This window comes from Arthrobacter sp. YA7-1 (genome assembly GCF_025960325.1).
In the GTDB taxonomy this organism is placed as follows: Bacteria; Actinomycetota; Actinomycetes; order Actinomycetales; family Micrococcaceae; genus Arthrobacter; species Arthrobacter bambusae_A.
On sequence record NZ_CP110114.1, the window covers coordinates 240,499 to 263,599 of the forward strand.

Below are 23,101 nucleotides of genomic sequence, written 5' to 3' on the forward strand. Positions count from 1 at the left end.
CAAATGACCACAGTTACCGTTGCCGTGTCCAAGCCGGCCCAGAAGAAATTCAAGCTCAATGTCAGGGATTTCGGGATCGTCTTCGGACTGATCGCGATCATGCTGTTACTGACCCTCAATACCGGAACGTTCCTGACCGGCCGGAATTTCATCAACCTGTTCGACCAAGCTGCCATCGTGGGACTGTTGGCCGCTGCCGCCACACTGTGCATCGTCAGCGGTGTCTTCGATCTTTCCTCCACCGCAAACTTGGCTGTTTCCGCCATCGCCGGAGTGATGATCACCCAGCACTTAGGGGTGATCGCGGGATTCGTCGGCGCCTTGGTGGTGGGGGGCGTCCTGGGAACCGTCACCGGCCTGATCGTGGTCAGTACGAAGGTGAATTCCTTCATAGGCACGCTGGCGGTGAGCATCATCTATCGCGGCCTTGCCATCGTGATCACGGGTGGAGCCATCGTCGCGCCGCTGCCCGAGCAACTTGCCTCCTTCCAGACGTGGACCTGGCCCAGCCTCTTTGGCCTCACTGCGGGCTCCGTGCTCATGGTCGCCATGACGATCGTCCTAGGCATCGTCCTCTGGCGCACGACGTTTGGGCGCAGGATTTACGCCGTGGGCGGCAACAAGGAAGCGGCACGCCTTAGCGGTATCCGCACCGGTTCCATCCACGTCGCCGTCTTTGCCATCAGCGGCCTGTGCTCCGCGATGGCCGGCATGATTCTTGCTTCGCGCGCAGGCTCAGCCCAGCCAGCCATGGCCCTCGGCGTCGAACTCACGGCCATTGCAGCCGTGGTCATCGGAGGCACCAGCATTCTCGGCGGACACGGCGCTATGTGGCGGGCCTTCGTCGGAGTCATGATCCTGACCGTCATCGGCAACGGCTTCAACCTGCTCCACTGGGACACCACCTACCAGCAGGTTGTCACCGGCGTCCTCATTCTGCTGGCAGTCGCCGCGGACGGATTGTTCTTCCGCAAGCGCGCCGGCTAGGCCCTATCGGAGGACGCTATATACATGGAACATGGTCATGATTTGGTGAGGGAACTGCAGCAGGCTGAACAGGAGGCCGAACAATGCGCATAGGACTGCGGTTGCAGGGAACAAGCTGCCGGGCGTTGGTGCTGGACGGGCACAGCGTGGTGGCCGCTGCGGCTGCGGTGCGATGCACCACGCTTGCGGAGGCAGTCGACACCACCTTCGAAGAGCTTCGCCACGAGCTTGGTACGGAAATTACGAAAGTAACGGACATTACTTCCGACGCCGGACGAGTCCTCGCTGCACGGAAACCAGCCTCGGTCATCGCGATCCGGATTTCGCCCCGCCCGCCTGCCGACGCGTTCCACGTGACTGGGCTGCCTGCACTCGTCGAACCAGTGGTGGCCAGGACCGTCCACGTCGGCGGAGGCCACGACCTGCGGGGACGCCCCCTCGCTCCGCTAGGTTTGGAGGCTTTCCTTGCCGAACTTCCGGGCATCCTGTCCGGAGAGGTAAGGAACATTGCGATCACCTCCGTGGGGTCGACGGCGTCGAAGGATCACGAAACGCGCATTGCCGATGCCATCCTGTCCAGTGACAGCGAAATGCGCATCAGCATCTCCAGCGACTTCTATTCCAGTGTTTTCCGCGATCGTGACTACACAGCCATCCTGAACAGCGCCCTCATGGAAACAGGGGAGGACCTGGCCGCGATGCTGGATGCATCGGGACGGCGGCATTTTCCCTCCGCCACGATGTGGTTCGCCAAGAACGACGGCGGCCGCGCGCCGCTTGCGCGGCTGGCGGTGATTCCGATTCACGGGTTGCGACCCGAACCCGCTATGCAGATCCTCGGCGCGGCTACCTTGGCCGGCGCCCCGGACGGGGAGGTGGTCATCTGTGCGGACTCCGGGGTCACCGTGGGCCAAATCCGCGGGGGCCTCCCTGCGACGCGAAGCGTCATCCGCCAAGGGTATGAGGCGAGCCTCGCCAGCAACGCCGCCGTCGTCGAACCGTACACGGCCGACCACCCCGTCCGCCCTGCGGTCCCCTCGGTGATTGCCGACCTCCGAAGCGGACAGGACACCCCGCTCCCGTTCGGGCTGGTTCCCACGCTGGCAGCTGCGCACGACGCCGGACAGGTGGGGTCCGCCGTCGCGCCCCTGACCGCCTGGATCGACAGGTTGGAGACGGTGAGCGGGCGGGCGGACCTCCAGTTGGTGCAGCGTCGCGCGGAAGAAGATGCCGAGTCGGCAGCCGTTCAGTTGGGGGCGAGCCCCGGGCTCACGAGGATCATTGAATCGAACGTCTATGCGATGCCCTATGGCAACCCCGGCATCGTGCGGATCAGGGTCCAAGCCGCCGGTGAAGTCTCCGGGGACACGATTGAAGATGCCGCCGAAATTCACGTACGGACACCCTTCGGGGCGGGAGAGGGTGCCAGCCGATGGGCGCCCTGCTGACGGCGGAGGATGTCCGGCATCTACGAACCGGCGCACACTTCCTGGCCTGCACCATCGACCCGACAGCCATCTACGTTTACGCGGAAATGATCGAAAAGGCCATGGAAAACCGCGCTTTGGAGCTCATCTCGATTGACGAGCTGGCCCCCGATGACCTCGTGGTTGCGATCGGAATGGTCACCCAGGGCCTCTTCATCGCGGATATGCCTCCGGTAGGCGATGAGTTCATCGGGTGCATCCGTGCCATCGAGGCCAACCTCGGCCGACAGGTGCGGGCGATCTACTCGCTCGCCGCCGCCAACATCAACGGAATTGTTCCCCTCATGGTCGGGCTGCAGTCCTCGCTGCCGGTGATTGATTCCGACCCCATGGGCCGCGTTTTTCCATTGATCAGCCAAACCACCCTGAACATCGGCCACGTCCCCATCAGTCCGATCGCCCTCATGGGAGTGACCGGCGAACGGGCAGTGGTGGAGGCTCACAACCCTCAGCGGGCCGAAACCCTGGTGCGGGCCCTCGTCACGGAGATGGGTGGGTGGGCCGCTACAGCCATGTATCCGTGCTCAGCGGGCCAAATGCGCGAGCACGGAGTCCACGGCTCCATCAGCCGGATGATCCGAATCGGGGAGATCCTCGACGCCGAAACCTCGGTTGACCGCAAGTTCCAGCAGCTCGCTGAATTTCTTGGTGCTACCCGCATTGCCCGGGCCCGGGTGAGTCACGTCGAAGGACTGTCGCGCCCTTCGGACCTGGGCCTTCCGGCGCTGCCGTCCAGCGTGACGCTCGTGGACGAACGATCCGGGCAGATCATCCGCTTGGAGATCCAGAACGAAATCTTGCTGGTCCTGGTTGACGGCGCCATCGCAGCGGCCGTCCCGGACATCGTCTCGCTGCTCAACTCCGAGCACGGCACGGTCGTCAACATCGACGATGTGCGAGTGGGCGATGTCATTGACGTCCTGAAGATCACGGCTGCGGCGCAGTGGTACTCGAAGGCAGGCCTCGATCTTGCTGAACCGAAGGCCTTTGGTATTCCGATCGAACACCCAAGGCGGCACCATGCGTAGATCGAAAAGCGAGAACCATCTGGATGTCGCAGGGCTCCTGGCGCACGGCTCCCTCCGCGGCACCACCCCTCTGTATCTCACTCCGTCCAGTGCGGCAATCGACGGCGTCGTTCTTGTCTCCCAGCTCGATGCCATCCAGCGGGTGCGGCCCAACACCGTCATCGTCCTTTCCGCGGAGATGGGCTCCGGCGGTTGGCTGGTGTCCGCAGCCCTGCGGCACGCCTGGGAGCGGAAGGCCAGCGCCGTCGTCGTCGCTGGAAGTACCTACTCCAACGCTGTGATCGGCCTCGCCGAGCGGCTGGGTATCACCTTGCTGGCTGCCGAGGGCGACACATCCGGCATAGCCCTCGCACTGGCCGCTGAAATCGGCGCTGCCCTTTCCGTGGTGGACGCCGAGCTGGCGCGGTTTGCCCGGGCGGTCGCGAAGGACACGACCTTGGGAGCCGTCCTGAAGACCATCTCCAGGGAGCTGGACGGTGTTGAAATCCTGCTGGAGTACGACGGCGTGAGCCTGGCGTCCGCGGGAACGCCCACCCGGGAGGCAGCCGAAATCATCACTGTGGATGTTCGCGGTTCGAATAGCTCCGTCCCGTCCAGGCTCACCGCAAGGGTGCCAAGGTCCGGAGTCCACAACCTGCAGCTCGTCCGGTCGATCCTCGAGGTGGCCACGCCGTCGGTAAACGCTGCGTGGCTGTTGGGAGATGTCCTCGACACGGCGCGTGCAGTACCCACGGCGGCCCTGGTCGGCTTGAACCACGACCCCGGCTCCTCCTGGACCACGTTCGTGGAACGTCACCGGCACTTGCTCTTTCAGCTGGGCTGGCGTGGGGAGGAACAATATGTGGCCGTGTGGATCCGCAGGGCGTCGTTGGAAGCTCATCGTCCGGAGCTCACAGCGGTGCTGCGGCTGCTCTGGCGGAAAGTCACAGTCCGCAGCCCCCTGGCCGAAGTCCACGGTGGCTGGCTCGCTCTTGTTCCCGTCGGATACCAAGAGGCGGCGGACCAGCTCGAAGCGCGGATCCGGGTCCGTCTCGGGAAGTCATTGGAGGAACTGGGTCTGGGGGCAGGACTCTCTCGGTGGCGCGAGGAACCCGCCGCGCTGCCGAATATCGTCCGTGAATCCCGTTTGGCCGCTGAATCCGCTCTCTCGACGGGGCCCGGCACCGTGGCAGGCTTCGCCAATCTCGACGTTGCGGCGGCCGCGACGTTCGTCGATGAGGACTCGGTCCTGCTCGTGGCTGAACTGACGCTGCCGCTGCTCATGGCCAGCCCGGACAGAGACCTCGTCATTGCGGCTGCAGGGGCCTTCCTCGACCACCACGGCTCCGTCAGCCTCGCAGCAAGCTCCCTTGACCTGCACCGGAACACCCTGCAGACCCGGCTCAACCGTGCCCGCGAACTGGGCGTCCCCCTCGACATCCCAGCCAAGCTTTTGTCCGTCCATCTCATCCTCAGCACGCTTCGCCGCTCAATCCATAACAAGACGAGTACCGCCAATCCCGGCCAAACCAGAAAGGACTCCCATGAGTTCCCAGTTCGAAGACTTTGACGATGTCCATGCCGCCGCACAGGAAACCCCCGGCGTCATCCTGTTTACCGCTTCCGTCGTCGCCGACGCAGGCACCAGCATGGCGCGCATCTATACGAGCCACCCAGGGGTCTACCCCGTCGGCGGAAGGAAGACCCTGGACGGGGACACCAACCCGGTGTGGCTCGAGCAGGTCCTCAAGGGCCAGCAGCCGTTCCTTGGGGTGGACAAGGAAGCAGTCCGGGCATTCTTCTTCGACTCGGCAACCATTGAGTCGCTGGGTTGTGGTGCCATCGTCAACGTTCCAGTGGTAAGCAACGGTGAGACCATCGGATCCATGAACTTCCTTGCCCCTGAGGGTAGCTACGGGCAGTCATCGGTGGATGCGGCCGTGGAGATCGCCCAGCGCTCCGTGCCGCTGTTCGAACAAGCGCTCGCCACCACCAACTAATCCTTCGCGGGCGGCCGCCACGGAGCGGCGCCCGCGAAAACAGCAGAAAGGAATCTCCACACGTGACCACTACGCCGCCGGGAACACTGACCATCCGGAACGCCCTCATCTTCGATGGCGAGGCCCGGAACCTGATCGAAGGTTCCATCACGGTCCGCGAAGGCCGGATCACGGAAGTGGGGCGAGACGTGGAAGAGGCCGGGAAAATCGTTGACGCCGACGGCCGTACCGTGATTCCCGGGCTCATCGATGCGCATTTCCATGCCTACGCGCTCAGCCTGACCGCCGCCAAGAACGAAACGGGGCCATTGAGCTACTCTGCGCTCGCAGGGGCCCGGCGACTTGAGGCGGCCTTGAACCGGGGCTTCACGAGCGTCCGTGACGTAGCGGGAGGAGACATAGGGCTTGCCAATGCCATCGACGAAGGCTTGTACGCAGGTCCGAGGTACTTCTTTACCGGACCAGCCCTGAGCCAGACAGGCGGCCACGGTGACATCCGGGCCGCGGACGACGGCGGTTGCTTCCATGGCGGCCACATGTGCGAAGTGGTGGACGGCGCGGATGAGCTGCTGCGGGCCGTGCGGAACCGCTTCCGCACCGGAGCCACGGCCATCAAGCTCATGACGTCCGGCGGAGTCATTTCGCCCGTCGACCCCATCAGGGTTCCGCAGTACAGCTCGGCCGAAATCCGCACTGTAACCGAGGAGGCGTCCCGCCGGGGCAGTTATGCGACGGCCCACGCATACTCGCCCGAGGCCATCCGTCATTCGGTACTCAACGGGGTGCGCTGTATTGAGCACGGCAATCTGCTGGATGCCGAAACTGCCCGCTTGATGGCCGACAATGAGGTCTACCTGGTACCGACTTTGGCGACCTACGACGCGATGGCACGACGCGGCGAAGAAATCGGTCTCACGGAGATAGGGGCGGCCAAGAACCGGGAAGTGCTGGATGCCGGCCGGAACGCCGTCGTGTTGGCACGCGACGCGGGGGTCCGGATTGGATTTGGTACGGACCTCATGGGGGAACTGGAGGATGAGCAACTGGCCGGGCTCCGCCTGCAATGCGAAGCACTGGGTGTCTACGATGCGCTCCGCTCGGCAACATCGACCAACGCAGCCTTGTTGCGTCGCGATGACCTGGGCCGTATAGCCGAAGGAGCCTTGGGAGACCTGGTCATCCTGGACGGAAACCCTGTCGATGAACCGCCGGTGCTCTGGGACGAAAGTCGCACACGTATGGTCATCAAGGCCGGACAGGTCATCACTGGGCAGTAGCCCGCCGCGCAGGCGGCCGGGGCTTCACGCCGGGCTCCGAAGCCTGTGTGGTCCAACATGCCGCGGTCCCGGCCCCACTAAGCTGTGGCCCATGGAAACAGTCGTCTGGTCCAAGCCGGAAAACGAACGTGCCGGGACGCCGCTCCTCGTGATGATGCACGGATACGGCACGGACGAGCAGCGAATGGTGAATCTCTTTCCGCGGATCCCGGAAGAATTCACCTGCGCCGCGCTTCGTGGGCCGATGCCGATCGGCGACCAGTACGGCTGGTTCCTGCTGGACTACTTCCTGGCCAACGACTTTGCGGACGTCATCACCGCCACCAACAAGGTGTTCGCCTGGATTGAGTCGGTCAAGCGCAACCACAGCAGCGTCAGCCTCCTGGGCTATTCCCAAGGCATGGCCATGGCCAGCACGCTCCTGCGGCTGCGTCCGGATGGCTTCAAGGCGACCGTGGGCCTCTCCGGATTCGTGTTGGAAAACGACCTTCTGGCGCTCAGCGAGTCCTTCGATTCCCCGCCTCCGTTCTTTTGGGGGAGGGACAAAGCGGATCCGGTGGTCTTCAGGGACGCCATCGAGCACACCGAGGAATGGCTCAACAAGAACATGGCTCTCACCGCGAGAACCTACCCCGGCATGGGCCACCGGATCGAGGCCCGGGAAATGGCGGATGTCAGCGCTTTTCTGCGGTTCTACGTCCTTCGCTGAAGTGAGGCCTGCGTCACATTCGGGAGTGCTGGAAAACAACTCTTGATTGCCAAAATTGTAAGCGCTTACACTCTTCTTCGGCGGTGCAAGGATGTGCCGCCGAAGACAGAAGATGAAAGGGTTGAGGCCGTGTTGAATGGTTAAGGCTCACCGCGTGACAATCCAGGACGTTGCCGTCCTCTCGGGCCTGTCAATATGCACCGTTTCACGCGCTCTGCGGAACCTGCCGAACGTGTCCGAAAAAGCCCAAGCGAAAGTGGCCGACGCCGCCGCCAAGCTCGGCTACAAGGCATCCTCCGCGGCCGCCCGGTTGGCCGGCGGAAGCACCGGCTCCATCGCCATCATCGCCCCCACAGCCACGGCCTGGTTCTTCGCCCAGGCCGTCGAAGCGGCCGAGGAAGTCTTCGGTGACAGCGGTTTCGACACCGTCCTGATCAGCCTGCGGGGCAAGTCGAGCGTCAAGCTGAAGATCTTCGGCGATCTCCTTGGGCTGTCCCAGCGCGTGGACGGAGTGCTGCTCCTCAACGTCGATTTGAGCGAATCGGAGGTTGCCCTCCTGGCCGCGTCGGGCCTTGCAGTTGCGAGCGTGGGGATGACTTCCGTACCGTGGGACAACGTAGGGATCGACGACGAACTCGCGGCTTGGCAGGCCACGTCACACCTGCTGGGGCTGGGCCATTGGGATCTGGCGGTGCTGTCCGGCCGCGAAACGCGAGAGAACTCGGTATTGACGGCCAGCGACAGGCTCAAGGGATTCGGCCGCGCATTGAAAGACCATCACCTGACCGTTCATCCGGACTTGGTCATCAACTCGGACTCCACGATCGACGGCGGACGCAAAGCCATGAATGAACTGATTGCCCACCGAAGCCTTCCGACGGCTGTGTTCGCGGACTGCGACGAGGCGGCTTTCGGGGCCCTCATGGCCATGCGCGAGCATGGATTGTCCGCACCGAAGAATGTCTCCGTGATCGGAATCGATGACCACCCCATGAGCTGGTTCCTCGGCCTGAGCACGGTGGCGCAGCCAGTAGCGGACCAAGGTGCCTTCGCCGCCAACCTCCTGGTGGAGCGGCTCCAAAACGCCGACGCCCCCAACGAACCTTCCAACCATTTCCTTGACACGAAACTCATTGAACGCAAAACCACGCGCCGCCAGCGCTGAACGGACCACTCCCCACCATGACTGATACCCGAGCCACCCAGAAGACCGCCTGGACGGGCGCTACCGCGCTCCTCTTCGACCTCGACGGCGTGCTGACGCCAACCGCCGTCGTCCATGAGCAGGCTTGGCAGGAACTCTTCGACGGATACCTGGCCGAAACCGGCCATCCGGACGGTTACCAGGAGAGCGACTACTTCGACCACATCGACGGCAAGCCGCGCTTCGATGGTGTCCGGGATTTCCTCACGTCCCGTGGCATCACGTTGCCGGAAGGACCCACCGACGACGATCCCGCCAACACCAGCGTGCAGGGCCTGGGCAACCGCAAGAACCGGATCTTCAACGAGATCGTGGATTCGCGCGGGGTGGAGCCCTACGCGGGCTCTGTCCGTTTCATCCACGCCGCACTGGAGCTGGGACTCAAGCTCGCCGTCGTATCCTCTTCCCGCAACGCGCCCGCTGTCCTGAAGGCGGCGGGACTGGATGGCTACTTCCCGGTGGTGGTCGACGGCCAGGTCGCTGCCGCCGTCGGGCTCCCCGGCAAGCCGGATCCGGCCACGTTCCGTTACGCGGCCGAGTTGCTGGACGTGCCCGCCGAGGGCTGCGTCGTCGTCGAGGACGCAGTGTCCGGAGTGCAGGCCGGCAGCGCCGGGAAGTTCCGCGCAGTGATCGGGGTGGACCGGGGGGCGGGTCACCAGACCCTGCTCGACGCCGGAGCGACATTCGTGGTCGACGACCTCGACGATCTTCTCTAACCAAGCCGTTTCACCAGAAACAGAAGGAACCCAACAGTCCATGGCACTCATCAGCTCCGACCGGCTGCGCTTCCCCTGCGAACCGTGGAAGCTCGTGGAGAGCATCCACGTTCCCGGCGATGCCGGCACGCTTGAAACCCTTTTCAGCCTCGGCAACGGCCACCTGGGCATCCGTGGCGCCCATTGGACGGGAGCGGACGCTGAACTCCCCGGCACGTTCATCAACGGTTTCCACGAAACGTGGGACATCAAGCACGCCGAGAACGCTTATGGCTTCGCCCGCACGGGACAACGGATCGTCTATGTTCCGGATGCCAACAACTTCAACATCGTCATCGACGGCGAGCAGCTGAGCCTCACCGAGTCCGCAGTGCAGAATTACCGCCGCAGCATCGACTTCGCCACGGGCGTGTACGAATGCGCCGTGACGTGGGAGTGCCGTTCAGGCGCCATTGTCACCACGGTGGAGCGCCGCGCCGTCGGGATCGATTCCAGGGGTTCCCTGGGCATCGAGCTGAGCCTCATCGCAGACCGCCTGGTTTCCGCCGACGTCACCTCCTTGGTGATCAATCGGCAGGACCAGCCTGTGGAGGACCACTCGGCCCACGATCCGCGGCGTTCCGGCCGCCACGCCGGCAGGGTGTTGCTCCCGCTTCACCTCCAGGGCTCCGACGGATCCCTGCGCATGGCTTGGGAGACCGCTGAATCCAGGCAGCGCATCGGCATGGCCGTGGATCACTGGATTTCCGCCGAAGGCCAGCCTTTCGAGACCGTAGTGGGGGAGGACGAGTCCACTGTCCGCTACGTCATGGCTGTGAATGAGGGCGAGACGTTCCGCTTGGAGAAGGCCGTGAGCTACGTCGTGAACAGCGCCGATGCAGGCGCAGCGGACCCTGGCGAGATCCTGGCTTCGGACGCCGAGTTGGGACTGGTGCCGTTCGACGCGCTCCTGGCCGAAGGTGCGGCGCACTATCGCGATTACTGGTCCACCGCGGACATCACCATTGGCGGCCAGCCCGAACAGCAGCAGGCCGTTCGCTGGAGCCTGTTCCAGCTCGCCCAGGCCACCGCGCGCGCCGGCGTCGCCGGCATCCCGGCGAAGGGTGTCAGCGGCTCAGGCTATGAGGGCCACTACTTCTGGGACCAGGAGGTGTACCTGCTGCCGTACCTGACGTACACCAACCCGGCCGCGGCCCGCCAGGTGCTGGAATCCCGCCATGCGATGCTTCCGGACGCCCGGATCCGGGCCAAGGAACTCAGCGTGGACGGTGCGCTGTTCCCGTGGCGCACCATCAACGGCCTCGAGGCCAGCGCCTACTACGCCGCCGGCACGGCGCAGTTCCACATCGCCGCCGCCATCTCCTTCGCCGCCAACCGCTACCAGTGGGCCAGCGGCGACGCGAGCTTCCGCGCCGAAGTGGGCGCCGACCTGTTGATCGAAACAGCGCGGATGTGGGCGTCGCTGGGCTTCTTCGGCAAGGACGGCCTGTTCCACATTCACGGCGTCACCGGCCCGGATGAATACACGGCCGTGGTCAACGACAACCTTTACACCAACGTCATGGCCCGCTTTAACCTGCGGGCCGCCGCGGCACTGGAACACCCGGACGTCCCGGATACCGAGCGGATGGTGTGGCAACAAGCCGCCGCGCGCATGTCCCTTCCCTACGATCCGGACATGGAGATCTACAGCCAGGACAACGACTTCATGACCCTGGAGCCGTGGGATTGGTCCACGCCGCGCTCCAAGTACCCGCTCCTGCTTAACTTCCACCCGCTGGTGATCTACCGGCACCAAGTCCTCAAGCAGGCGGACACGGTGTTGGCGATGTTCCTGCAGTGGCAGGACTTCACGGCCGAGGAAAAGCAGCGCGCGTTCGACTTCTACGATCCCATCACCACCGGCGACTCCACCTTGTCCGCTTGTGTCCAAGGCATCATGGCGGCCGAGGTGGGCTACTCCGACATCGCGCTCAAGCACTTCACCGAGGCCTTGTTCATCGACCTGGACAACACCCACAGCAACACCGTTGACGGCGTGCACATCGCGTCCACCGGTGGCATCTGGAGTTCATTGGTGTGCGGGTTCGCGGGCATGCGGGACCAAGGCCACGTCCTGCACTTCGATCCGCGGCTGCCGGCCGAGTGGGACAGCCTGTCCTTCCGGCTCAAAATCCGCGGGCGGCTCTTGTCCGTCGAGCTGCGGCCAGGGTCCATCAGCCTTTCGCTCGTTGCGGACGCAGGTTCAGCGCCCGACGCCGGTAGGGAACCGTTGGAGGTCAGCGTGCGCGGCGAGCGGCTCGTCGTCGGCGTCGAGACGGTCACTGTGCCCCTCGACGACGTGCCGCACCCCGCGCCGTCCGTCTTCCCGAGCCTCTTCCCGACGGCGGGACTTCCCGTGATCGGAAGCGCGCGGGCCTAAGCCATCGACTGCTGAGTAACTGTCGTTCTGGGCGCTCAGAACGACAGTTACTCGGCAGCGGATGCAGGCCGCAGGCTACCCAGCATGTGGCGGCACCGGAAGGCCGATGGCGGGGCCGCGCAGGAAGTCCTCAATCGCGTCGGCGGCTGCGGAAGCTCCCCCGGAGCCGCGGACGCGTGCGCTCATCGCCTCAAGGTTGCCCCTGATCGCCTGGTCGCCGCTGACGTCAAGGACCGTGTCGCGGATCAGCTGCGGGGAGAGCCCCTCCAGCCGGAGCCGCCGCCCGAGTCCAAGATCCTCCACGCGGCGCGCATTGGCTCCTTGCTCAGGCTGCAGAGGGAAGGCCACCAACGGCACCCCGAAATAGAGGGCCTCCATGGTCGAGTTCATCCCGGTGTGGGAAAGGAAGGCGGAAGCGTGCGGCAGGACTTCCAGCTGCGGAAAGAAGGGCCGTACCTCAAAGTTCTCCGGGATGTCTCCCAGCTCCGACTCCTCGACGCGCTCTCCGATTGCCATGGCAACTTGCCACTCGGTGCCCGCGAATCCTTCCAGGCACATCCTGAAGAAATCCGGGCGGTCATTCAACGGGGTTGTGCCCAGAGAGACAAACAACAGTGGACTGTCCTTTACCCGGGGTTGCCAGGCCTCCTCGTTGCCTCGCAAGCCAAGACAAGGGCCCACGAAGTGGAACCTGGCATCGAAAGTCTCTCCCGAGGGCTGGAATTCCCTTGGGATGAAGGAGATGTTCAACGACGCAGGCGGGCCTCCCATGAATTGCAGATGGCCCACGCCATGCTCCGCGGCGAAATCATGGATCCGCTGGCCGACCTGTTTCCAGGCCTCCACCATGCCTGGCGGCGGCGGGCCCGGCATGAGGTCCCGCATCGAGAAATGTTCATTGGTGGCGTAGCTCGGAAGCAACGCAATATCGGGCAAGGCCAACTTCGCGGCAGCCATCTTCCCGGAGAGCGTCATGGCATCGTAGGCCAACCCGTCCGGAGGGTCCTCGGCCAGTCGGGCCAGCAGCGCCGGGAACTCCTCCCTCGCGCCCTTGAGGATCCGCTCGAGCAGTCCCGACATCATTCCGGACGGCATTCCCGCGAACATCCCCGTCATCGGCGAAGGTGCCGGAGCCCCCTCGGCCGGCGCCGGGCCACCCTCTGCGGAACGCTCGCGCGGCGGGAGGAAGGCCGCCAGGTCCTCTCCACTCGGAAAGAACGCGGCGCCGGCGGATTCAACGGCCTTCGCGTACTTCGCCGACGTTGCGTACGTGACCCGGTGGCCTCTGCGGACCAGCTCTGCGACCACTGGCAAGGTCGGGTTCACATGTCCCGCGGCAGGCAAACAAATGAAGGCTATGTGCATGGCGCCACTTCCTCGGGTGTCGGATGCTTCACTTGGAGAGATCGGTGCCATGAACGCTGCGCCGGCGTGATTTCAGCCCAGTCTCCAACTTGGTCCGCACCTCGCGCTTCACCCGCGCGGCAAGCTCGGTCTCATGCATTTCCAGGAAGGTCCGGACGGCGCGCGGATCCCACGGCACCAAGGACCGCAGCGCCCAACTGACTGCCTTTACCACGGTGTCGTCGCGATCATTGATCAAGATCCCGACGACGCCGAGCGTCCGCTGTGTGTCGCCCGTTCCCCACCGGGACCTCGTGTTCAGGACTGTCGTGGAGACAAGCGCAATGCGCCGCCACCAATGGTCCGGGCTCCGTGCCCAGCGGTCGACGACGGTGTCCGGGATGAGCCCTTCCCGCCACGCGGGTCCCACCAAGACGGTCGCAAAAGCATCGGCCTGCCCCCAAGTAGTGATGCCTTCTCCCAAGTGTTCAAGCCGGGCTGGCGTCAGCTCGGCGAAAGCCGCTTGGTGGGCATTGATGAATTCCCATCCCTCCCAGGCAAAGCCGGCTCGCACAAGCCCTTCGGCGAGATTGAAGACGACGGCGGCGTCCATCGTGGCGATTTCCGCCGAAACCCGGCGGCGGACGGTGCGGAAGCTCGCGGCGTCGTGCTTCTCCAAAGCGCGCAGTTCCCCGAGGACGCGCGCCAATAATTGCCCCGGTTGGGTATCCCCCGGAGAGACGAGTACTCCGTGCGAAGCCACTTTCGGCCCCCCGATTTCGCCGGCTGAACGCTATTTTGCGGGGGCGTCGTCGGTATCCGGCCCTTCGGCGGGTTCCTGGCTGTGAAGGCCCGTATCGTGGGGCACCCAGCCCTCGGTTTCCCCTTCGGCAGGGGCGTCACTGTGGTGGCGGACGTCGTTGGTCTCTGCTGCCTTGTTCATTCCGGATACTTCCTGTCCTTCGTTGGACTGTTCCCGCGAACGCCTTAAAGTCTACGCCGGGGACGCGGCGCGTGGCCTAGGCTAGGCCAAGGAACTACCGAACGAATCCAACGGCTGAATGCAGAGGTGAAGAATGGCAAAACGACCCAACCCGGCAGTAAAGATTGCGCAGGAAACCGCGCACAACGCCATGTTCGACGCCAGCGGCAAAGCCAAGCCCGGTGTCCATAACGTGCTGCTTCGCGCCGTCGAAGTCCAGCGTCCCCTTGTCCTGGCCAACCTGCGACGCCTGCAGCGCAAACACCCGCAGGCCACGGCGGCCCAGTTGGCCGCGAAACTGGAGCGCGACTACCTCCGCGCAGTCACCGGTGGGGGTGCCGCGGTCGGGGCAACCGCCGTCGTGCCCGGGATCGGCACCGCAGCCTCGCTGGGACTGTCCGCGGTGGCCACGGTCGGCTTCCTGGAAGGAACCGCGCTGTACGCCGCTTCCCTGGCCGAACTCCACGGCATCCGCCTGACCGATCCGGACCGTGCACGAACCATGGTCATGGCCATCATGCTCGGCGAGGAAGGCACCGCCCTGCTGGGCGCCCTGAGCGGACAATCGCTCGGCAAGGGCAGAGGCGTCACGCAGGCCTGGGGCAAGACCCTCACCAAGAAGCTGCCTGGCGGAGGATTCGGCGTCATTCGCGACGCCATCCAGCGCGCTTTCCTCAAGCGGCTCGTCCGGCGCCAAGGTGCCGCTTTCCTCGGCCGGGCCCTCCCTTTCGGCGTCGGGGCCGTGGTGGGCGGCGTCGGAAACCGCGTCATGGGGCGTGCCGTAGCGGCCTCGGCGAGGGAAGCATTCGGTCCCATGCCGGACATCATCCCGGGCGAGTTGCTCCCAGCCGCCCGCCAGAACGCGCTGGAAGGCGGAAAATAGTGGATCTCAACGCTGATTCGGGGGAGTCGTTCGGCTCCTGGACCATGGGGAACGACGCGTCAATGTTCCGGATTGTCAGCAGCGCCAACGTTGCCTGCGGCTTCCACGCCGGAGATCCGGTGACCATGCTGGACAGTTGCCGGGCCGCCTTCGAACTCGATGTCCGGGTGGGCGCCCACGTGGGCTACCGGGACCTGCACGGCTTCGGGCGCCGATCGATGGACATGTCCTTCGATGAGCTCTTCGGTGACGTCCTCTACCAGCTAGGTGCACTGGACGGCATGGCCCACGCTGTCGGAGCCTCCGTGGACTACGTCAAACCGCACGGTGCCCTGTACAACCGGATCGTCAACGACGTCGAGCAGGCCGAAGCCGTGGTGGCCGCAATTCACGCCTACGATCCCGGGCTTCCCGTCCTTGGCCTACCGGGTTCGGCATTATTGCGGCTCGCCGAAGAATCCGGGCACCCGGTGTTCCGGGAGGCTTTCGTGGACCGCGGCTACATGCCGGACGGAACGCTGGTGCCGCGCTCGCAGGACGGCGCGGTGGTGCACGACGCCGCCGCAGTCGTCGAGCGGGCCGTGCGCTTTGCCCTGCGGGGCGAGGTGCTGGCGGTGGATGGCACAGTGGTGCGCGTGAAGCCCGATTCGTTGTGCATCCACGGTGACACCCCGGGCGCTGTCGAGCTGGCTGCGGCGGTGCGCGCCGGCCTCGAGGAAGCTGGTGTGGAGATTGAATCCTTCGCCTGACCGGGAGCTTTTGCCCTGCGGCGACAGCGCCTTCTTGGTGGAATTGCCGGAACTGACGGCCGTCGTCGCGTACTACCGCGGGCTGACCGGGGCCGGTACATCGGCCGGCGTTTCAGCGCCGGAGGGGATCATCGACGTCGTGCCCGCCGCCCGCACTGTCCTGGTCACCTTCGATTCCGAAAAGATCCGTCCTTCCGAAGTCCGCGACTGGCTGCAATCCGCAGAACCGGCATACGACGTTGCAGCTTCGGGCCGCGAAGTGACCATCGAGGTCTCTTACGGTGGCCCGGACCTCGCCGAAACGGCGCAGTTCCTGGGCATGGGCGAGGCCGACGTGGTCAAGCTCCACTCGAACTCGGAGTGGACGGCCGCGTTTTCCGGCTTTGCGCCCGGCTTCGTGTATCTGGTCACGTCCCATGAGCGGCTCCGCGTCCCGCGTCGGAACACTCCACGCACCGCCGTGCCGGCTGGCTCTGTTGGCCTCGCCGGCGAATTCAGCGGGGTCTACCCGCGATCCTCCCCGGGCGGTTGGCAGCTGATTGGAACCACGACGGCGGCACTATGGGATGCGTCCAAAGCCGAGCCCGCGCTGATCCGGCCGGGCGACCTGGTCCGGTTCGTGGAGGCCTGATGGGGATCGTGGTGGTGAACCCCGGACCGCTCACCTTGGTGGAAGACCTTGGCAGGCAGGGCTGGGCCTCGCTGGGGCTGAGCCCCTCCGGCGCCCTGGATCGGCAATCCCTTCGCCTTGCCAATCTGCTCGTGGGGAACCCGGCGGAAGCGGCCGGGCTGGAAACATTGCTGGGCGGGCTTCGCCTGCGGTTCGTCACGGCGTCGACCATTGCGGTGGCGGGCGCCGAGGGGATCGTGACCCTGGACGGTGCCGAGATTCCGCTGAACCAAGCCGTCCGGGTGGCTCCGGGCGCCGTGCTTGATTTCGGTTCGCCGCTGTTCGGACTGCGGTATTACCTGGCAGTACAGGGCGGCATCGACGTGCCCACGCTCCTCGGTTCAAGCAGCACGGACATGCTCTCCGGTGAAGGCCCCGCACCGTTGACCTCGGGTGGGCAGTTGGGAATCGGGCGGGCTTCCGCTGGCAACGGCCCGAGCTCCGGAGCCGGGGCGGGGGCTGGAGCGGGGGCTGGGGCTGGAGCGGGGGCTGGGGCTGGAGCGGGGGCTGGGGCTGGAGCCGGGGCTGGAACCCGCGGCAAGGCACATGTCCTCCCTGCTATCCGCCGCGCTCCTGATCCGGGGCGCGCCATCACGGCCCGCGTGGATCGCGGCCCCCGTGCTGACTGGTTCGACCTCGACTCCTGGCGCCGCCTGGTCAGCCAGGAATGGACCCTGTCGCCTGATTCGAACAGGATCGGTGCCCGGCTGGTGGGCCGTCCGCTCACCCAGACCCGGCTCGAAGAACTGCCCAGCGAAGGCATGGTGCTCGGCGCTCTGCAAGTGCCGCCGTCGGGCCTTCCCACGGTATTCCTGGCAGACCATCCCGTGACGGGTGGCTACCCGGTGATTGCGGTGGTGCGTCGCACGGACCTGGACTTGTTAGGCCAAGCCCGCTCCGGCCAGCGGATCCGTTTCCTGGGCTGAGGATCCCCATCACTGGACATGCCCCTTCTGGGCTGCGAGGAGTGGACATGTCCCTTGTTCGTGCCCACGCCGCGTTGGACATGCGCGTTCCTGGATAGGTGGAGTGGACATATTGGCATCATGTCCGTTGCTCAGGGGCAGGGACGGGCATGTCCCTTCCAGCCCGCCGGTACCGATGCCCGCACGCGTACCCGCGTCAGCCGAACACCAAGTGCGCCACTGCGAAGATCGCGAGACCGGCCAGCGACCCCACCACCGTGCCGTTGATCCGGATGTACTGCAGGTCCTTGCCGACCTGGAGTTCGATCTTTTGTGAGGTTTCCTCGGCATCCCAGCGCGCGACGGTGTCCGTAATGACCCCCGCGATGTCGGATCGGTACGTTTTGACGAGGTACCCCGCAGCATCACCTATCCAGGCATTGACCTTGCCCGCCAGTTCGTCATCGTGGACAAGCCGCAAACCGAAGTCCCGGACGGCGCCCTTGAAACGCTGTGTCAGTTCGCTGTCGGGATCGTCGACGGCGGTGAGCAGCGCGTCCTTAATGGTTCCCCACGTGCGGGAGGCGAGCTCGCGGACCTCGGGATCACCGAGAACCTGGGTCTTGATTGTCTCGGCACGGGCAATCATTGCAGGATCGTGTTGGAGATCCTGGGCCAGATCCCCGAGGTAAGTATCGATCGATTGGCGCACTTGGTGATCGGGATCCTGCTGCACAGCCCGGATGAACTTGGCGATTTCGTTGTAGACCCTGTCGCCCACGATGTCGTCCACGAAGGACGGAACCCAGAGGGGCGAACGGTCGGACACGAGCCGGTTCACCGTGGAGTGGTTCGCTTCCACCCAATCCGCCGCCCGGTCAACCAGAAGATCCACGAGCTTGTGGTGGTGGCCGTCGGCAAAGATCCGTTCGGCCATCCGGCCCACGGGCGGTCCCCAGGGCGGAGTGAGCAAGTGCTTGCGGACCATGCCCTCGATCACTGCCTGCACGTCGTCGTCGTTCAAGACGGTGAACGCGCCGCGGATCAGTGCTGAACCTTCCTTGGCAATCCGCTCCGGACCGCCGGGGGATGCGAGCCACGTGCCGGCTTTCCGGGCGATGTCCACGCTCGCGAGCTTCTCCTGGACCACCTGCTCGGACAGGAAGTTGGTCTCGACGAATTCGCCAAGCGAAGCGCCGATCTGGTCCTTCCGCCGCGGGATGATGGCCGTGTGCGGGATTTTCAAGCCCATGGGGTACTTGAACAGGGCGGTGACGGCGAACCAGTCGGCCAGCGCTCCCACCATGCCGCCCTCGGCAGCTGCCCGCACATATTCCAGCCACGGATACTGCTTCTGCAGGGCGAAAGCGGCCGTGAAAACCACCGCCATGACAATCAGGAGCGCCAGCGCCACGGATTTCATCCGACGGAGGGCAGCAGCCTTTTCGGCGTCGCCGTTCCGTTGCCCGACGCCGGCGGCAACCGTGGAGGCGTTCGTGGCACTTGCGTGCCGGGCAGCCTCCGCCGTCGGGTCGCTATCGCTGTCCGTCACCGGGATTTGTTCAGAGTTCACCTGCATGTGCCCAGCGTAGCCCCGTCGCCGTCGTGGGAGTGGGCTACCGTGTCCCCATGACGATTGACAACCCCGGTCGCCCGGAGCAAACGGAACAAAGCACGCGGCCCAAGGTCTACGCCCACCGCGGAGCCAGTGCCGCATTTGCGGAGCACACGCGTGCCGCCTACCTGAAGGCAATCGCCGACGGCGCCGATGGCGTCGAGTGCGACGTCCACCTGACCCGCGACCAGCACGTAGTCCTGCTTCACGACGCGAACTTGGACCGCACCTCTGACGGCACCGGTCCGGTGGCCGAAAAGACGCTCGAAGAGCTGCGGCAGCTGGACTTCTCCTCCTGGAAGGGCGCCAGGATTCCGGACCAGTACGGCGCAAAGTCGGACCAGCTCCTGACGCTCCCGGAGTTGCTGGACATCCTGCGCGATGCCGGCAGGGCCATCGGCTTGGCCATCGAGCTCAAGCACCCGAGCCCGTACCAACTGAAGCTCGAAGACCGCGTGCTGGAGCTTCTGGCCAGCGAAGGGTGGGACGCGGAGACCTCAATGCTGGACAACATCCAGGTTTCCTTCATGAGCTTCAGCCCGGATTCAGTCAAGCACCTGCTCCAGTTCGTTCCTGCGGAGCACCTTTGCCAGCTCGTGGACGACGTCACAGTGGAGGATGTGCGCGATGAACTTGGACTGGGAGCTTTCACCGGGGGAGCCGTGGCCAACGTGATGAAGGCCGCCCAGCAGGAGGGCGAGCGGATCCTCGACGACTGTGAGGTCGGACTGGCCGGCCCGGGCATCGATTACGTCCGGAAGCACGCCCGCACCGTCCAGCGCTGGCTGGAATCAGGCCGCCGCTTCCGGGTGTGGACCGTCGATTCGGAGAACGATGTCGCCCTGTGCCAAGGCCTCGGCATCCACGAGATCACCACGAACAAGCCGGCGCAGGTCCTCGCCCAGCTTTAGGCACCCCTGGCACCCAACTAACTCGCAGTTGTTGTCGTTCTGGGGCTCCAAAACGACAACAACTGCGAGTCAGATGATCGTGTTGCTAAGGGTGCCGATGCCGCCCAGCGTGATGTCCACCCGGTCGCCAGGCTGGACAGCAACGAAGGTGTTCGGAGCTCCCGTCATGATGATGTCTCCCGGTTCCAGGGTGAGCCATTCGGTGACGTACACGAGGCACTCCGTGATGGAGGACGGCAGGTTGAAGGAACCGGACCGTGCCTTGACCTCGCCGTTGACTATAACCTCGGTGCTCACGTTGTCCGGATCCTCGATCCCGGTTTCGATCCACGGCCCTAGCGGGGTGTAGTTGGTGCCGGACTTGCCCTGGAAGAGCTTCTCGTCGACCTGGTTCTGGTCGACATTCGTGACGTCGTTGACCACTGTGTAGCCCAGGACGTGGTCCAGGGCATTCTCGGCCGTGAGCTTGTCCGCACGCTTTCCGATGACGGCGGCAAGCTCGCCTTCAACGTTCACCGTGCCCGCGTTGCGCACGGCCACGATGTCGTCACCGGGACCGGCGATGCTGTGGACCGACTTGTGCCAGGCCTGGATGGGCAGCACGTGGTTGTTGTTGCCCAGGTTGTGCCCGATTCCCAGCACCACGGAAGGCCGGACAGGGGCGAGGAACTCGGCGTCGTCCGCGGAGCTGGTTTCTCCCGTGAAGGAAAGGACCTCGGCAAAGGGATCCTCGATATGGTCCCAGCTTCCGTTGCGCAGGACAGCATGCTGAGGGCCGGAGGGTGTCTGTAGTCGGGCGATGCGCATGGAACTCCTCGTTGAATTTCGTGGGGCAGTGAACGCGGGCGGTGGTCGGAGCCAAGCCCGACCAAGGAAGAACATACATTATGTTGAACCTGGTACAGCATTCTGAACAATTGTGAACGGTGTGTGCTCGGCTCTTCACCTTTCCGGTTACCGCGCCGGGCGGGGCTGTGGTTGCATGAATACATGCCTTTTTCGTGGTCCGCCCGGACAACCCAGACAATCTCCGCGGCGGCCATGAGTGCACTGTTACTCGTGAGCGCCAGGAAGCACTTCCAGGAGCCGAAGTTCTACGCTCCGGTTGTCCCGGACTATCTCTGCCGCAAGGACCATGCGGTCGGAAGCGCCAAGCTCAAGGACGGCCACGACAGGGGCGGCGCAATCGCGCCGCGTAACGGCGCATTGGCGGTCATGTCCCGGGAGGAATGGATCGCGGTGAGCGGACTGCTTGAGGCGGCTGCCGCCGTCGGGCTTATCATTCCTGTCACCCGCAAGGCCGCGGCCCGCGGCACCACGCTGATGTTCACGGCATTCCTGGCCGGGCACGTAGACGCGCTCCGCCGTGCGTACTCTCCTGGCGGAACCGCATCCGCGCGGCGGATTCACACGCTGCGGCTGCCCTTGCAGGTCCCCTTGATCCTGTGGGCATGGAGTTTGGCCGGAGCGAAACGGGGAGCATGAAACTCCTCGAATCCCCGGCGGTGAAGGTGGGCCTCTCCATCAGCATCGCAACGGGCCTCTACGGCATCTCGTTCGGGGCGTTGGCCTCGGCCTCCGGGTTCAGTTTCTGGCAGACCATGGCGTTCAGCCTGCTCATGTTCAGCGGAGGCTCGCAGTTCGCCTTCATCGGCGTCGTGGCCGGGGGCGGGTCCGGCATTGCAGCCATGACCGCGGCCGCGCTGCTGGGCTTGCGGAACGGCATCTACGGGATGCAGATGAACGCGCTGCTGCGCCCCCGCGGTTGGCTCAGGTACCCGCAAGCCCATATCACCATCGACGAATCCACGGCCACTGCCTCGGGCCAACGGAATCCGGACGAACAGCGCCGCGGGTTCTGGACCGCCGGACTGGGCATCTTCGTGCTGTGGAACATCTTCACGGCCGTCGGCGCCCTGGCCGGCGACGCCTTGGGCGATCCCAAGCAATGGGGGCTCGACGGCGCCGCCGTTGCCGCGTTCCTCGGCTTGCTCTGGCCACGGCTCAAGGGCCGTGAGCCGTGGGCGATTGCCGCAGCCGCTGCGCTGGCAACCATCGTTGCGGTCCCGTTCGTTCCAGCAGGCGTGCCCATTCTCGTGGCTGCCGTGGTGGCCGGGGCCATCGGCTGGTTCAGTCACGGTCGCAGCGACGAAGGGATGGAGCCCGACGTCGATCCCTACCCGCACGGTCATCCAAGCACTGACGCTTCCAGCCGCGAAAGGAACGCCGAATGAACCTCTGGCTCTGGATCCTCATCGCCTGCGGACTGGCGTACCTGACGAAGCTTTCGGGCTATTTCGTGCCGGCGAAGCTGCTGCGGAGTCCGCGGATGATGCGTGTGGCCGGCACCATGACCATCGGCCTCCTGACGTCCCTGACGGTCGTCAATGCGGTGGCATCGGGGCAGTCCCTCGCCTTCGACGCCCGGCTCGGTGCGCTCGCAGCGGGGGCCGTCGCGCTGTGGCTCCGGGCCCCGTTCCTGGTAGTGGTCATCGTCGGATCGGCAGCGGCCGCTGGGCTCCGGCTGCTCGGCTGGCACTGAACCGCCGCGGGTGGTTCCGATCGTCGCCGCGGTGGGCAACGCCGTCGTGCGCTGGTTACTGGAAGGTCATCCCGGGGATGGGTGTCTGCTGCGGCAGCGGGCGCGACGGGCGTTCGGTGCGGATGGCGTCCTCAAGCAGGGCGACCGGCCGTTCCCAGGCGCGCGACCCCGGCTCCATGGTGTCGACGGCGCCGATCAGCATCGCAACAAGGCGCACCATGTCCTCAATGGAAATGTCCCGGCGCAACGAACCCTGGCCCTGGCCGCGGCTGAGGAGTTCGGCCATGGAATCGATCAAGCCGCCCGTGATACCCACAAGGAGTCCGCGGCGGCCGGCGACAGCGCCCAGCAGGTTGGCGTCTTCGCTGGCAACCTGGACTACGGCGTCGATCACGTTGATGAGCCCGACGGCGGCATCCATGCCCGCGAGGGACTCCGCCACGACCGGGTCCACGTGAAGCCTGAGTTGCCGCGACAGGGCGGCCAAGACGAGTTGTTCCTTGTCGGCGAAGTTGCGGAACAAGGTAGCCGGGCCGACACCTGCGGTGGCTGCGATCGTCTGGAGGGGAACCTCCGGCCCCAGCTCGCGGAAGCACTGGCGCGCCGCCGTGATGATCTTGTCGACATTGCGCGCAGCGTCAGCTCTAAGTGGCTTGCGTTCCAAGGGCCGGTCCATGCTGCTCACAGTAGC

24 protein-coding genes are annotated in these 23,101 nt (G+C 65.0%); 18 read left to right on the forward strand and 6 right to left on the reverse strand.

Going from position 1 to position 23,101, the window contains the following annotated elements; all coding sequences use genetic code 11:
* The first annotated feature begins 3 nt into the window (after window positions 1-3).
* From OIT41_RS01160 to OIT41_RS01205, 10 genes are all read left to right on the forward strand, one after another.
* Entirely contained in the window at window positions 4-987 is a 984-nt protein-coding gene (locus tag OIT41_RS01160; protein WP_264637226.1) for an ABC transporter permease, read from the forward strand.
* A gap of 83 nt (window positions 988-1,070) precedes the next feature.
* Window positions 1,071-2,435, forward strand: a complete 1,365-nt coding sequence (locus OIT41_RS01165) for a methylhydantoinase (RefSeq protein WP_264637227.1) — start codon at window positions 1,071-1,073, stop codon at window positions 2,433-2,435.
* Complete coding sequence (locus OIT41_RS01170; protein ID WP_241707258.1) at window positions 2,420-3,502, forward strand: DUF917 domain-containing protein; 1,083 nt, start codon at window positions 2,420-2,422, stop codon at window positions 3,500-3,502. Before OIT41_RS01165 ends, OIT41_RS01170 begins: the two co-directional genes overlap by 16 nt.
* On the forward strand, window positions 3,495-5,051 hold the full coding sequence (locus tag OIT41_RS01175) for a helix-turn-helix domain-containing protein (protein ID WP_264637228.1): 1,557 nt from the start codon (window positions 3,495-3,497) through the stop codon (window positions 5,049-5,051). The genes OIT41_RS01170 and OIT41_RS01175 overlap by 8 nt, the downstream gene beginning before the upstream one ends.
* Window positions 5,026-5,481 carry a GAF domain-containing protein gene (locus tag OIT41_RS01180; protein WP_264637229.1) on the forward strand — a complete coding sequence of 152 codons (456 nt, stop codon included), beginning with the start codon at window positions 5,026-5,028 and terminating at the stop codon, window positions 5,479-5,481. The genes OIT41_RS01175 and OIT41_RS01180 overlap by 26 nt, the downstream gene beginning before the upstream one ends.
* Window positions 5,482-5,543: 62 nt before the next feature.
* Window positions 5,544-6,758, forward strand: coding sequence for a metal-dependent hydrolase family protein (locus tag OIT41_RS01185; protein WP_264637230.1), 1,215 nt, complete (start codon window positions 5,544-5,546; stop codon window positions 6,756-6,758).
* 91 nt (window positions 6,759-6,849) lie between these two features.
* Window positions 6,850-7,467, forward strand: a complete 618-nt coding sequence (locus tag OIT41_RS01190) for an alpha/beta hydrolase (protein WP_264637231.1) — start codon at window positions 6,850-6,852, stop codon at window positions 7,465-7,467.
* A gap of 154 nt (window positions 7,468-7,621) precedes the next feature.
* Window positions 7,622-8,632, forward strand: coding sequence for a LacI family DNA-binding transcriptional regulator (locus tag OIT41_RS01195; protein WP_264637232.1), 1,011 nt, complete (start codon window positions 7,622-7,624; stop codon window positions 8,630-8,632).
* Window positions 8,633-8,649: 17 nt separating this feature from the next.
* Window positions 8,650-9,387, forward strand: a complete 738-nt coding sequence (locus OIT41_RS01200; protein ID WP_264637233.1) for an HAD family hydrolase — start codon at window positions 8,650-8,652, stop codon at window positions 9,385-9,387.
* 40 nt (window positions 9,388-9,427) lie between these two features.
* On the forward strand, window positions 9,428-11,809 hold the full coding sequence (locus OIT41_RS01205; RefSeq protein ID WP_264637234.1) for a glycoside hydrolase family 65 protein: 2,382 nt from the start codon (window positions 9,428-9,430) through the stop codon (window positions 11,807-11,809).
* Window positions 11,810-11,884: 75 nt separating this feature from the next.
* Here OIT41_RS01205 and OIT41_RS01210 read toward each other — a convergent pair whose 3' ends face one another.
* The 3 genes from OIT41_RS01210 to OIT41_RS01220 are packed head-to-tail and all read right to left on the reverse strand — an operon-like array spanning window position 11,885 to window position 14,096.
* Entirely contained in the window at window positions 11,885-13,174 is a 1,290-nt protein-coding gene (locus OIT41_RS01210) for a macrolide family glycosyltransferase (RefSeq protein WP_264637235.1), read from the reverse strand.
* 28 nt (window positions 13,175-13,202) lie between these two features.
* Window positions 13,203-13,916, reverse strand: a complete 714-nt coding sequence (locus OIT41_RS01215) for a DNA alkylation repair protein (protein WP_241707270.1) — start codon at window positions 13,914-13,916, stop codon at window positions 13,203-13,205.
* Window positions 13,917-13,946: 30 nt separating this feature from the next.
* Entirely contained in the window at window positions 13,947-14,096 is a 150-nt protein-coding gene (locus OIT41_RS01220) for a hypothetical protein (RefSeq protein WP_171983445.1), read from the reverse strand.
* A 133-nt stretch (window positions 14,097-14,229) separates the two neighbouring features.
* Between OIT41_RS01220 and OIT41_RS01225 the strand changes: the two genes are divergently transcribed.
* The 4 genes from OIT41_RS01225 to OIT41_RS01240 are packed head-to-tail and all read left to right on the forward strand — an operon-like array spanning window position 14,230 to window position 17,363.
* Entirely contained in the window at window positions 14,230-15,018 is a 789-nt protein-coding gene (locus OIT41_RS01225; protein WP_241707272.1) for a hypothetical protein, read from the forward strand.
* Window positions 15,018-15,767: a LamB/YcsF family protein gene (locus tag OIT41_RS01230; RefSeq protein ID WP_264637236.1), complete on the forward strand. Its 750-nt coding sequence runs from the start codon at window positions 15,018-15,020 to the stop codon at window positions 15,765-15,767. The genes OIT41_RS01225 and OIT41_RS01230 overlap by 1 nt, the downstream gene beginning before the upstream one ends.
* A gap of 37 nt (window positions 15,768-15,804) precedes the next feature.
* Window positions 15,805-16,398 carry a 5-oxoprolinase subunit PxpB gene (pxpB, locus tag OIT41_RS01235; protein WP_264637909.1) on the forward strand — a complete coding sequence of 198 codons (594 nt, stop codon included), beginning with the start codon at window positions 15,805-15,807 and terminating at the stop codon, window positions 16,396-16,398.
* On the forward strand, window positions 16,398-17,363 hold the full coding sequence (locus OIT41_RS01240; protein WP_264637237.1) for a biotin-dependent carboxyltransferase family protein: 966 nt from the start codon (window positions 16,398-16,400) through the stop codon (window positions 17,361-17,363). Before pxpB ends, OIT41_RS01240 begins: the two co-directional genes overlap by 1 nt.
* Window positions 17,364-17,559: 196 nt before the next feature.
* Here OIT41_RS01240 and OIT41_RS01245 read toward each other — a convergent pair whose 3' ends face one another.
* The gene (locus tag OIT41_RS01245; RefSeq protein WP_372489611.1) at window positions 17,560-18,765 is read right to left on the reverse strand and encodes a DUF445 domain-containing protein; all 1,206 of its coding nucleotides are present in this window, start codon (window positions 18,763-18,765) and stop codon (window positions 17,560-17,562) included.
* A 206-nt stretch (window positions 18,766-18,971) separates the two neighbouring features.
* Between OIT41_RS01245 and OIT41_RS01250 the strand changes: the two genes are divergently transcribed.
* Entirely contained in the window at window positions 18,972-19,868 is an 897-nt protein-coding gene (locus tag OIT41_RS01250; protein WP_264637238.1) for a glycerophosphodiester phosphodiesterase family protein, read from the forward strand.
* A gap of 69 nt (window positions 19,869-19,937) precedes the next feature.
* Here the strand turns inward: OIT41_RS01250 and OIT41_RS01255 are convergent, their stop codons facing one another.
* On the reverse strand, window positions 19,938-20,675 hold the full coding sequence (locus tag OIT41_RS01255; protein ID WP_264637239.1) for a fumarylacetoacetate hydrolase family protein: 738 nt from the start codon (window positions 20,673-20,675) through the stop codon (window positions 19,938-19,940).
* Between the two features lie 183 nt (window positions 20,676-20,858).
* Between OIT41_RS01255 and OIT41_RS01260 the strand changes: the two genes are divergently transcribed.
* The 3 genes from OIT41_RS01260 to OIT41_RS01270 are packed head-to-tail and all read left to right on the forward strand — an operon-like array spanning window position 20,859 to window position 22,410.
* Complete coding sequence (locus tag OIT41_RS01260; protein WP_241707281.1) at window positions 20,859-21,353, forward strand: hypothetical protein; 495 nt, start codon at window positions 20,859-20,861, stop codon at window positions 21,351-21,353.
* A complete protein-coding gene (locus tag OIT41_RS01265) occupies window positions 21,350-22,102 on the forward strand; it encodes an AzlC family ABC transporter permease (protein ID WP_264637240.1) in 753 nt (250 codons plus the stop codon). Before OIT41_RS01260 ends, OIT41_RS01265 begins: the two co-directional genes overlap by 4 nt.
* Window positions 22,099-22,410 (forward strand): AzlD domain-containing protein, encoded by a 312-nt coding sequence (locus OIT41_RS01270; protein WP_078106844.1) that lies wholly within the window; start codon window positions 22,099-22,101, stop codon window positions 22,408-22,410. Before OIT41_RS01265 ends, OIT41_RS01270 begins: the two co-directional genes overlap by 4 nt.
* Before the next feature lie 55 nt (window positions 22,411-22,465).
* On the opposite strand, the gene OIT41_RS01275 is transcribed toward OIT41_RS01270, so the two are convergent.
* The gene (locus tag OIT41_RS01275) at window positions 22,466-23,086 is read right to left on the reverse strand and encodes a TetR/AcrR family transcriptional regulator (RefSeq protein ID WP_241707286.1); all 621 of its coding nucleotides are present in this window, start codon (window positions 23,084-23,086) and stop codon (window positions 22,466-22,468) included.
* Between the last annotated feature and the right edge of the window lie 15 nt (window positions 23,087-23,101).

What these genes read in the sequence shown, in the direction of transcription:
- OIT41_RS01180 (WP_264637229.1), top strand. Translation starts at nt 5,026, where the DNA reads ATGAGTTCCCAGTTCGAAGACTTTGACGATGTCCATGCCGCCGCACAG.
- OIT41_RS01200 (WP_264637233.1), top strand. Translation starts at nt 8,650, where the DNA reads ATGACTGATACCCGAGCCACCCAGAAGACCGCCTGGACGGGCGCTACC.
- OIT41_RS01165 (WP_264637227.1), top strand. Translation starts at nt 1,071, where the DNA reads ATGCGCATAGGACTGCGGTTGCAGGGAACAAGCTGCCGGGCGTTGGTG.
- OIT41_RS01210 (WP_264637235.1), bottom strand. Translation starts at nt 13,174, where the DNA reads ATGCACATAGCCTTCATTTGTTTGCCTGCCGCGGGACATGTGAACCCG.
- OIT41_RS01265 (WP_264637240.1), top strand. Translation starts at nt 21,350, where the DNA reads ATGAAACTCCTCGAATCCCCGGCGGTGAAGGTGGGCCTCTCCATCAGC.
- OIT41_RS01220 (WP_171983445.1), bottom strand. Translation starts at nt 14,096, where the DNA reads ATGAACAAGGCAGCAGAGACCAACGACGTCCGCCACCACAGTGACGCC.
- OIT41_RS01260 (WP_241707281.1), top strand. Translation starts at nt 20,859, where the DNA reads ATGCCTTTTTCGTGGTCCGCCCGGACAACCCAGACAATCTCCGCGGCG.
- OIT41_RS01255 (WP_264637239.1), bottom strand. Translation starts at nt 20,675, where the DNA reads ATGCGCATCGCCCGACTACAGACACCCTCCGGCCCTCAGCATGCTGTC.
- OIT41_RS01170 (WP_241707258.1), top strand. Translation starts at nt 2,420, where the DNA reads ATGGGCGCCCTGCTGACGGCGGAGGATGTCCGGCATCTACGAACCGGC.
- OIT41_RS01240 (WP_264637237.1), top strand. Translation starts at nt 16,398, where the DNA reads ATGGGGATCGTGGTGGTGAACCCCGGACCGCTCACCTTGGTGGAAGAC.
- OIT41_RS01270 (WP_078106844.1), top strand. Translation starts at nt 22,099, where the DNA reads ATGAACCTCTGGCTCTGGATCCTCATCGCCTGCGGACTGGCGTACCTG.
- OIT41_RS01175 (WP_264637228.1), top strand. Translation starts at nt 3,495, where the DNA reads ATGCGTAGATCGAAAAGCGAGAACCATCTGGATGTCGCAGGGCTCCTG.
- OIT41_RS01275 (WP_241707286.1), bottom strand. Translation starts at nt 23,086, where the DNA reads ATGGACCGGCCCTTGGAACGCAAGCCACTTAGAGCTGACGCTGCGCGC.
- OIT41_RS01160 (WP_264637226.1), top strand. Translation starts at nt 4, where the DNA reads ATGACCACAGTTACCGTTGCCGTGTCCAAGCCGGCCCAGAAGAAATTC.
- OIT41_RS01250 (WP_264637238.1), top strand. Translation starts at nt 18,972, where the DNA reads ATGACGATTGACAACCCCGGTCGCCCGGAGCAAACGGAACAAAGCACG.
- OIT41_RS01190 (WP_264637231.1), top strand. Translation starts at nt 6,850, where the DNA reads ATGGAAACAGTCGTCTGGTCCAAGCCGGAAAACGAACGTGCCGGGACG.
- OIT41_RS01225 (WP_241707272.1), top strand. Translation starts at nt 14,230, where the DNA reads ATGGCAAAACGACCCAACCCGGCAGTAAAGATTGCGCAGGAAACCGCG.
- OIT41_RS01205 (WP_264637234.1), top strand. Translation starts at nt 9,428, where the DNA reads ATGGCACTCATCAGCTCCGACCGGCTGCGCTTCCCCTGCGAACCGTGG.
- OIT41_RS01245 (WP_372489611.1), bottom strand. Translation starts at nt 18,765, where the DNA reads ATGAAATCCGTGGCGCTGGCGCTCCTGATTGTCATGGCGGTGGTTTTC.